This is a genomic window from Kitasatospora sp. NPDC059577 (assembly GCF_042735475.1).
Classification (GTDB): Bacteria; Actinomycetota; Actinomycetes; order Streptomycetales; family Streptomycetaceae; genus Kitasatospora.
Map to the genome: position 1 here is coordinate 1 of NZ_JBHWBZ010000093.1, position 9,358 is coordinate 9,358.

The window sequence follows — 9,358 nt, forward strand, 5'->3', positions numbered from 1 at the left end:
CGCCCCGGGCGGGTCGTTGCGGGGGCGCGCCCCCGCCGCACGCCGCGCCGGCTCTTGCCCCCGCGGGTGGGTTCCGGACCCGCTGCCACTGTGCGGCGGGACCGGGCACGCGACCGGCCGGGGCGGACGCCGGGGGAGTCGGACCAGCGGGACACCGGATCCCGGCGTCCGCGGGTCGGGCCCGGTGGGGGAGGCGGCCCCGCGCGGCGCGCGTCGGGAGGTCCGGCTTCCCGGGAGGCGCGGTTCCCGGGAGGCGCGGTTCCCGGGAGGTCCGGTTCCCGTGCGGCGGTGCGGTGCGGTGCCCCGCCGCACGGGGGTCCGGGGTCAGGCGGGCAGGCCGACCGCCCGCTCGCGGTTGCGGCGCTGCTGGATGACGACGGCGGCGACCAGCAGGGACCCCTGGGCGACGTTCTGCCAGAAGGCGTTGATGCCCTGGACGGTGAGGCCGTTCTGCAGCGCGCCGAGCAGCGCCACGGCGAGCAGGGTGCCGCCGATGCTCCCCTTGCCGCCCTTGAGGGCGCAGCCGCCGAGCGCCGCGGCGGTGATCGACTGCAGTTCCAGGCCCTCGCTGCCGGAGACCGGCTGGCCGCTGCCGGTGCGGGCGGTGAGCAGCACCCCGGCCAGGGCCGCGACGGTGCCGGAGAGGGCGTAGGCGGCGATCAGGTACTTGTTGAGGTTGATGCCGGCCAGCCGGGCTGCGGTGTCGTTGCCGCCGATGGCGTAGACGTTGCGGCCGATGTCGGTGTAGGTGAGCAGGGCGTGCACGGCGACGGCGGTGAGGATCAGCAGCCAGACCATGGTGGGCAGGCCGGCGATCTTGCCCCGGCTGAGGAAGACGAAGACCGGGTCGTTGAGAACGTAGCCCTGGGCGCGGCCGTCCGAGACGAGCTGGGCGACGCCCTTGTAGGCGGCCAGTCCGGCGAGGGTGGCGATCGTCGGGTTGACCCGGCCGTAGATGATGACGACCCCGTTGAACAGGCCGATGCCGGCGCCGATGGCGAGCGCGGCGCCGATGCCGAGGTAGGGGTTGGCGCCGGTGGAGGTGAAGACCATGGCGCTGGTGACGGAGGCCAGGCCGGCCTGGGAGCCGACCGAGATGTCGAGGCCGCCGCAGATGATCACGACGGTCTGGACGACGGCCAGCAGGCCGGAGATGGTGGCGGCCTCGGCGATGACCTGGATGTTGTCCCAGCCGACGAAGTTGGGGTTGAGCCAGCCGAACAGCCCGACGACGGCGACGAGGGCGCCGATCAGGCTGAGGTTCTGGCCGCCGACAGCGGCGAACAGGGCGCGCGGGCCGCCGGACCGGCCGGGCAGGGCTCCGGCGTCGGGCGCCGGGGCGGTCGGGGGAGTGGCGGTGGTCATCGGGTCTCTCCGGTCTGGGCGGGGGCGGCGGTGGCGAGGCCCTCGGCGGTGGGCAGGCCGTCGGTGGGCAGGCCGTCGGTGGTGGCGAGGTCGTCGGCCATGGCGAGGGCGAGGATGGCCTCCTCCGTCGCCTGCTCACGGGTCAGTTCGCCGGTCGTGCGGCCGTTCTGCATCACCACGACCCGGTCGGCGAGGCCGAGGACCTCGGGCAGCTCGGAGGAGATGACCAGGACGGCGGTGCCCTCGCGGGCGAGGTCGGCGATGATCTGGTAGATCTCGGCCTTGGCGCCGATGTCGACGCCGCGGGTGGGTTCGTCGAGGATCAGCAGGTCAGGCTTGCGGGCGAGCCAGCGGGCGAGGACGACCTTCTGCTGGTTGCCGCCGGAGAGGGTGCGGACCTCGGCCTCGATGGAGGGCGCGCGCACCCGCAGCCGGTCGGCGTACTCCTGGGCGAGGGCCCTCTCCTGGCGGTGCTTGACGAAGCGCCAGCGGCGCAGTCGACCCAGGCTGACCAGCGAGGTGTTGTCGCGGATCGTGCGCTGCAGGAACAGCGCCTGGGCCTTGCGCTCCTCGGGGGCCAGGCCGATTCCGGCGGCGATGGCGGCGCGCGGGTCCTTCAGCCGCAGGACCTCGCCGTTGAGGGACACCGTGCCGGAGCGGATCGGGGTGTCGCCGGCCAGGGCGAGGGCGAGTTCGGAGCGTCCGGCGCCGATCAGGCCGGCCAGTGCCACGACCTCGCCGGCCCTGACCCGAAGGCTGATGTCGTGCACGTCGTCGGTGGTGAGGCCCTGCACGTCCAGGACGACGCGGTCGGTGGCGACCTGTTGGCGGACGAAGAGCGAGGAGAGGTCGCGGCCGACCATGAGCCGCACGAGTTCGCTCTCGTCGGTGGCGGCGGCCTCGACCACCCCGGCGACCCGGCCGTCGCGCAGGACGGCGATGCGGTCGGCGAGCCGGAAGATCTCCTTCATCCGGTGGGAGACGTAGACGACCGCGATGCCCTCGTCGCGGAGCCGTCCGATCAGGGCGAACAGGGCCTCGACCTCGTGCTCGGAGAGCGAGGAGGTGGGCTCGTCGAAGGCGATCGCGCGAGGGGGTACGGAGCCGGTCATGGCTCGCATGATCTCGACCAACTGGCGCTGGGCGGCAGTGAGTTCGGAACCGAGGAGGTCGGGGTCGAGGACCTTGTCGAAGCCGAGGCGGGCCAGGTCCGCGGTGATCCGGCGGCGCAGTTCGGCGCGGTCCAGACGGCGCAGACCGGTGCGGGGAAGCGAACCGGCGTAGACGTTCTCGGCGACGGGGACGTGCGGGATGATCTCGGGTTCCTGCGGGATGATCCGGATCCCGGCGCGGCGGGCGTCCTGCGGGGAGTGCAGGTCGACGTCCTCGCCGTCCAGCAGGACGCGTCCCTCGGTGGGGCGGTGGTCACCGGTGAGGATGCGCAGCAGGGTCGACTTCCCGGCGCCGTTCTCGCCCATCAGGGCGGTGACCCGGCCGGGTGGGAAGGTGAGGGTGACGTCCTTCAGCGCCTGGACGGAGCCGAAGCGCTTCGACACGCCCTCGGCACTCAGGCCGGGCGAGCCGCTCGCCGGCGGTACGGGTGACGGTACGGGTGTGGTCATCGGGGCCTCGTTGGCAGTGCGGTGCGTACGGTCTGGGGGAGCCGTGCGCGCTCGGCCGAGCCGGCGGTCGTGCGTACGGTCTCCGGGAGCGGCGCCGGCGCGGCGGGTCGGTGCCCGTCCGCCGCACCGGCGGCTCGACGCGGCGTCAGCTGCAGGACACGCCCGCGGACTGCCAGGTGGCGGCGTCGACCATCTTGGTCGGGGCGAAGGCCTCCTTGGGGAAGTCCTTGCCGTTCTTGAGCTTGTCGTACATGGTCTGCACCGACAGGGCGCCGACGTCCTTGCCGTTGATGAACAGGGCGGCCTTCATGCCGGAGGGCTTGCCGGAGGCCCAGTTCTTGCACGCCAGGTAGGCGCCCAGCCCGACACCGTCGATGTCGTCCGGGCCGATCCCGGCGTTCTGCAGGGCGGTGACGGCGCCCTGGACGTTCTCGTCGTTGCAGCCCCACGTCACCCAGTGCTTGACGCCGGGGTTGGCGGTGATGGTGGCGGCGACCTTGTCCTGCGCGCCGGTCGGGGTGTTGTCGGTCGCGACGTCGATCAGCTGCACGCCCGGCACGGCCTGGTCGAAGGCCGCCCTGGCGGCCTTGACGCGGTCGCCGCAGACGGTGACGTCCTGCTTCCAGGCGGAGATGATCCGGGTGTCGCCCGCGTTCCAGCCGGCCTTCTTGAACTCCTCGGCGGCGCGCTTGCCGACCTCGCCGCCCATCTGCTCGCCGGAGAAGCCGATCCGGGGCACCAGGTCGCCGGCCGCGCACTGCGCCGGGGCCGGTCCGCTCGCGCAGACCTGGTCGTCGGAGGTGAGCAGCGCGGCCTTCGCGTCCCGGGCCGTCTGGACCACCTGCGGGCCGACCGCCGGGTCCGGCACCACGATGATCAGGCCGTTGCTCTTCTGCGCGATCGCGGCCTGCACCTCTCCGACCGTCTTGTTGGCGTCGTTGCCGAGGTTCACCACCTTCAGGTCGGCACCCAGTTCGGCCGCCTTGGCCTTCGCACCCGCGGCCTCGTCCACGAAGTACTGCTGGTCGCCCTGCTTCTGCAGGTAGGTGATCGTGACCTTGCCGGACACCGGCGCGACCGGGGCGTCCGCGCTGTTGGAGGACGTCTGTCCGGTGGAGCAGGCGGTCAGGCCGAAGGAGGTGACCAGGGTCAGCGCGGTGAGCGAGGCCAGACGGGCGCGGCGGGAGAGGTGCATGGTGGGGGCTCCTGGGGGTGTGGGACTGATCGGCTAGAAGCAACAGAACCAATCAGAAAGCATCGCAATCAAACGCGACGTGTCATAAGAAAGCGCCTGTCCTGGAGCTGAGTCAAGCTCAAGTTTCCGGTTGGGAGCCCATTGAGACCGTCTCGTTATGCCGCCGGGCCGCAGGCTCGGCGCGAGGCCGGTGAGCCGAGCCTCGATCCCCCGGATCAAAGCAGGTCGTAGGCGTGTTCGACAGAACCTACCGATTGGTAGGTTCTTGCCCTTGACAGCTTCGAGCAAAGCCGGGGCGGCGTCAATAGCGCCTGGCAGGGGCATGGCGGCGAAGGGGTGTCGGGACCCGACCGGCCCCCCGGGGGCGGCCGCCGCCTCCTGTCGGCCGGCTGGCCGATCGCGTTGTATTTCATCCGAAGTTGTTGATTGTTGTTGAAAGCTGGGTCTACTGTCCTCCCCGGCGTGTCGGCATGCACCCGCCGGCACCCTCCATGCGTCCGGCCCGGGCGCCGAGTCCCGGTGGCCCCACCCCCGCAGACCCGGCCCGGCACGGATCCCACCCCACCTCACCCCACCCCGGAGACGCCCATGGGCCGTCAACACCCGACCTCGACCTGGCGCACCGCGCTGAGTGCGACACTCGTCCTCGCAGGCGCGCTGGGCGGCCTGACCGCGCCGGCGGCCGCCCGGGCCGCCGCGCCGCAGGCCGCCACCACCACCGCCGTCACCGTCGACGGCACCAAGCCGGGCCTCACCTTCGACGGGGTCGGTGCGATCTCCGGCGGCGGCGGCAACTCGCGCCTGCTGGTGGACTATCCGGAGCCCCAGCGCAGCCGGCTGCTCGACTACCTGTTCAAGCCCGGCTACGGCGCCTCGCTGCAGGTGCTGAAGCTGGAGATCGGCGGCGACACCAACTCCACCGACGGCGCCGAGCCGAGCATCGAGCACACCCGGGGCACCGTCGACTGCAACCAGGGCTACGAGTGGTGGCTGGCCGAGCAGGCCAAGGCCCGCAACCCCGCCATCACGTTCTACGGCCTGTCCTGGGGCGCCCCCGGCTGGATCGGCAACACCGGCAGCGGCGGGAACTTCTGGTCCCAGGACTCCATCGGCTACCTGATGGACTGGATGGGCTGCGCCGCCCAGCACCACCTGAACGTCTCCTACCTCGGCGGCTGGAACGAGCGCAGCTTCGACAAGGCCTGGTACGAGAACCTCAAGAGCACGCTCGTCGCCCGCGGCTACGGCGCCACCAAGGTCGTCGCCGCCGACGACACCTGGGACGTGGCCGACGCCATGGCCACCGACCCGGCGTTCAGGAACGCCGTCGACATCGTCGGCGTGCACTACCCCTGCGGGTACATGAGCTCCTTCACCGACTGCCCCAGCACGGCGAACGCCCAGGCGCTCGGCAAGCCGCTGTGGGCGAGCGAGAACGGCTCCGAGGACGCCGACGGCGGCGCCCCCGCGGTGGCGCGCGGGATCAACCGCGGCTACCTCGACGGGAAGATGACCTCGTTCCTCAACTGGCCGGTCATCGCCGCGCTCTACCCCGACCTGTTCTTCTCCACCGACGGCATGTCGATCGCCAACCAGCCCTGGTCCGGCAACTACAGCATCGGCAGGACGACCTGGGTCACCGCGCACACCACCCAGTTCGCCCAGCCCGGCTGGCGCTACATCGACTCCGCGAGCGGCTACCTCGGCGGTGCGCGCGCCAACGGCAGCTACGTCACGCTGAAGAGCGCGAACAGGCGCGACTACAGCACCGTCATCGAGACCCTGGACGCCGCCGCCGCCCAGACCGCGAACTTCACCGTCACCGGCGGCCTGTCCACCGGCAAGGTCCACGTCTGGTCCACCGACCTCGACTCGACCGACCCCGCGGACTGGTTCGTCCACCAGCAGGACATCACCCCGGCGCACGGCAGCTACACCCTCACCCTGCAGCCCGGCCGGGTCTACACCGTGACCACCACCACCGGCCAGGGCAAGGGCACCGCCACCCCGCCGGCCGCCGCGCCGATGAAGCTGCCCTACGCGGACACCTTCGAGACGCCCGCGACGACCACCTCGCCGACGTACTTCACGGACATGAACGGCGCCTTCCAGACCGTCGCCTGCGGCGGCGGCCGGAGTGGCACCTGCCTGCGCCAGATGGCCCCGACCAGGCCGATCCACTGGACGGACGAGCCGTACAGCGCCCCGTACACGATGATGGGCGACGGCAGCTGGTCCAACTACACCGTCACCGCCGACACCATGTTCGAGCAGTCCGGCACCGTCGAGCTCCTCGGCCGGGTGAACCAGCAGGGCCGCAACAACAACGGCCTGAACGCCTACCACCTGCGGGTGAGCGACACCGGCGTCTGGTCCATCGACAAGAGTGACACCAGCTGGAACTTCACCACGCTCGCGAGCGGCACCACCCCCGCCCTCGGCACCGGCCGCTGGCACACCGTCGCGCTCACCCTGGACGACGCGACCCTCACCGCGAGCATCGACGGCGCCGCCGTGGGCAGCGCGACCGACGCGAGCTTCACGAACGGGCGGGCCGGCCTCGGCGTGACCGGTTACCAGACCGACCAGTTCGACAACTTCGCACTCACCCCCGGCACGCCCACCACCCACACCGGCCCGATCGCCTCCGCACTGCCCGGCACCTGCGCCCGCCCCACCGCCGGCACCAGCGGCGCCGCCGTCCAGCTCTGGGCCTGCGACGGATCCGCCGAGCAGGTGTGGACCCGCTCCAACGGCACCCTCACCCACAACGGCAAGTGCCTCGACGTCACCGGCGCCGCCACCGCCAACGGCGCCGCGGTCGAACTGTGGGACTGCACCGGCGGCGCCAACCAGCAGTGGACGCCCCAGCCGGACGGCACCCTGAAGAGCGCTCAGTCCGGCCGCTGCCTCGACGACCCCGCCGCGGCCACCGCCGACGGCACCCCGCTGGAGATCTGGGACTGCAACGGCGGCGCCAACCAGCGCTGGACGCTGCCGTAGCCCCCTGACCGCCCGGGCCGATCCGACACGGTCCGACGCGGTCTGCCGGGCCCGAGCGGCACCCTGTCCGGCCCCGAGCGGCACCCCGCCCGGGGCCGGACCGCACCCCCGCACGCTCAAAGTTGTCTGGCCACGTTCGGTCGGTGTTCTTCCATTGGACAGCGCCGACCGGTACTTATGTCCCGCTCATGGCGAACAGCCATGTGGCCCACCCCTCACCAACGGGACGAGGTACCCCTATGCGACTGCGCTCGAGCACCATCGGCGGGCTGCTCGCCGCCCTGCCCCTGGTCGGCGCACTGGTCGTCGCCACTCCCGCCACCGCCGGAGCGACGGGCAGCAGCGGCAACCTGATCACCAACGGCGACGCGGAGGCCGGCGGCTACTGCACCGGCGACTGGAGCGCGGCCAGTACTGTCCCCGGCTGGACGGTCCAGGCCGGCGCCATCGACGCGATGTGCCACTCGGTCGCCTCCTTCGGCCTGCCGAGCGACGGCCGGACACCGGGCAAGGCCTTCTTCGGGCCCGGCAACTTCGGCGACGGCTCGATGGCCCAGACCGTCGACGTGTCCTCGGCCGCCACCGCGATCGACGGCGGCGGCGTGCACTTCAACCTCTCCGGCTGGCTCGGCGGTTGGACCATCAACGGCGGCTACGTCGCCGTCAGCCTGCACTTCCAGGACGCGGCCGGCCGCCCGCTCGGCGCCACCGCCAATCTGCCGACCGTCTCCGCGACGGACCGCGGCCTGTCCACCAAGTTCCTCTCCCGCAGCACCACCGGCGCCGTCCCGGCCGGAACGAGGTCGATCCAGGTCGAGGCGCAGTTCCTGTCCACCTCCAGCGAGAGCGGCTACCTGGACAACCTCTCGCTCACCCTCGACACCCCGGTCACCGCGCCCGCGCCGCTCACCCCGCCCGCGTCCGCCGTACCCGGCTACGACCACGTGTTCGTCGTCATGATGGAGAACACCGACTACGCCCAGATCATGAACGACCCGGCGGACACGCCGTTCATCCACGGCCTGATGTCCCAGGGCGCCACCCTCACCGACTCCCACGGCACCTACCACCCGAGCGACGAGAACTACCTCTCCATCGCCGGCGGTGACACGTACGCCAAGGGCGCCGTCTACTTCCCCAACATCAACTCCCCGCAGCGCAACCTCGGCGACACCATCGAGGAGGCCGGCAAGACCTGGAAGGCCTACGAGCAGGGCATGGGCACCCCCTGTAACACCGGGAAGAGCGCAGACAGCTACTACGAGCCCGACGACGCGCCGTTCATCAACTACACCGACATCAGCGGCAACCCGGCCCGCTGCGCGGCGCACCTCGTCGACACCACCCAGCTCACCACCGACCTGCGGTCCGCGGCCACCACCCCGAACTTCTCCTGGATCGCCGCCGACGACTACTACGACGGCGAGGCCTCCGGCAACGGCAGCGCCACCAGCCTGAAGGTGCAGGACGGCTGGCTGCAGCAGACCCTCGCCCCCGTGCTGTCCTCCCCGGCCTGGACCCAGCAGCGCTCGCTGCTACTGCTGACCTGGGACGAGAGCAACTCCGAGGCCTACAACCACCTCGCCACCGTCGTCGTCGGCTCGCAGGGCACCGTCCCGGCCGGAACCAGTAGCCCGCTGCACTACGACCACTACAGCGTCGGCCGCACCATCGACGCGGCCCTCGGCCTGCCGGGCCTGACGGCCAACGACACCTACGCGACGCCGCTCAACGCCGCGTTCGCGCCGTCCCGGGCGACCGCGCCCACGCTGACCGGCGACCTCAACGCGGTGGCCAATGGCGGCAACGTCACCCTCCGCTACGCCCTGCCGAACGCCCCGCAAGCCGGGGCGAAGAACTGGGTCGGCGTCTACCCGGCGGGCGTCACCCCGGGCGCCCGGTCCTCGCTGACCTGGGCCTACACGCCGAACCAGAGCGGTGCGGTCACCTTCTCCACCGGCAAGCTGAACGGCGCCGGCGCGTACGACGCCTACTACCTCGCCAACGACGGCTACACGGTGCTGGCCGGGCCTGTCCGCCTGACCGTCGGCTGACGGCCCCCGGGGGGGGGGGGGGGGGCGCGCCCCCCCCCCCCCCCCGGCCCGCGCGGCCCGCCCCCGCCCCCCCGCCGGCCCCCCCCCACACACACTGTAGCGGCGCGGGGGGCGGGGTG

At 72.1% G+C, this 9,358-nt stretch carries 5 protein-coding genes; 2 read left to right on the forward strand and 3 right to left on the reverse strand.

Annotation, left to right across the window (positions count from 1 at the left end):
* Window positions 1-324: 324 nt before the first annotated feature.
* The 3 genes from ACFV0O_RS39305 to ACFV0O_RS39315 form a co-directional block, all read right to left on the reverse strand.
* Window positions 325-1,365, reverse strand: a complete 1,041-nt coding sequence (locus tag ACFV0O_RS39305) for an ABC transporter permease (protein ID WP_380349239.1) — start codon at window positions 1,363-1,365, stop codon at window positions 325-327.
* Window positions 1,362-2,987 (reverse strand): sugar ABC transporter ATP-binding protein, encoded by a 1,626-nt coding sequence (locus ACFV0O_RS39310; protein ID WP_380349241.1) that lies wholly within the window; start codon window positions 2,985-2,987, stop codon window positions 1,362-1,364. The genes ACFV0O_RS39305 and ACFV0O_RS39310 overlap by 4 nt, the downstream gene beginning before the upstream one ends.
* Window positions 2,988-3,132: 145 nt before the next feature.
* Entirely contained in the window at window positions 3,133-4,182 is a 1,050-nt protein-coding gene (locus ACFV0O_RS39315; protein ID WP_380349243.1) for a substrate-binding domain-containing protein, read from the reverse strand.
* Window positions 4,183-4,770: 588 nt separating this feature from the next.
* Between ACFV0O_RS39315 and ACFV0O_RS39320 the strand changes: the two genes are divergently transcribed.
* Both ACFV0O_RS39320 and ACFV0O_RS39325 read left to right on the forward strand, forming a co-directional pair.
* Window positions 4,771-7,185: a ricin-type beta-trefoil lectin domain protein gene (locus ACFV0O_RS39320; protein WP_380349245.1), complete on the forward strand. Its 2,415-nt coding sequence runs from the start codon at window positions 4,771-4,773 to the stop codon at window positions 7,183-7,185.
* 239 nt (window positions 7,186-7,424) lie between these two features.
* Window positions 7,425-9,239 carry an alkaline phosphatase family protein gene (locus ACFV0O_RS39325; RefSeq protein ID WP_380349247.1) on the forward strand — a complete coding sequence of 605 codons (1,815 nt, stop codon included), beginning with the start codon at window positions 7,425-7,427 and terminating at the stop codon, window positions 9,237-9,239.
* The last annotated feature ends 119 nt before the right edge of the window (window positions 9,240-9,358 follow it).

Coding starts and splice junctions, on each gene's coding strand:
- ACFV0O_RS39305 (WP_380349239.1), bottom strand. CDS start 1,365: ATGACCACCGCCACTCCCCCGACCGCCCCGGCGCCCGACGCCGGAGCC.
- ACFV0O_RS39310 (WP_380349241.1), bottom strand. CDS start 2,987: ATGACCACACCCGTACCGTCACCCGTACCGCCGGCGAGCGGCTCGCCC.
- ACFV0O_RS39315 (WP_380349243.1), bottom strand. CDS start 4,182: ATGCACCTCTCCCGCCGCGCCCGTCTGGCCTCGCTCACCGCGCTGACC.
- ACFV0O_RS39320 (WP_380349245.1), top strand. CDS start 4,771: ATGGGCCGTCAACACCCGACCTCGACCTGGCGCACCGCGCTGAGTGCG.
- ACFV0O_RS39325 (WP_380349247.1), top strand. CDS start 7,425: ATGCGACTGCGCTCGAGCACCATCGGCGGGCTGCTCGCCGCCCTGCCC.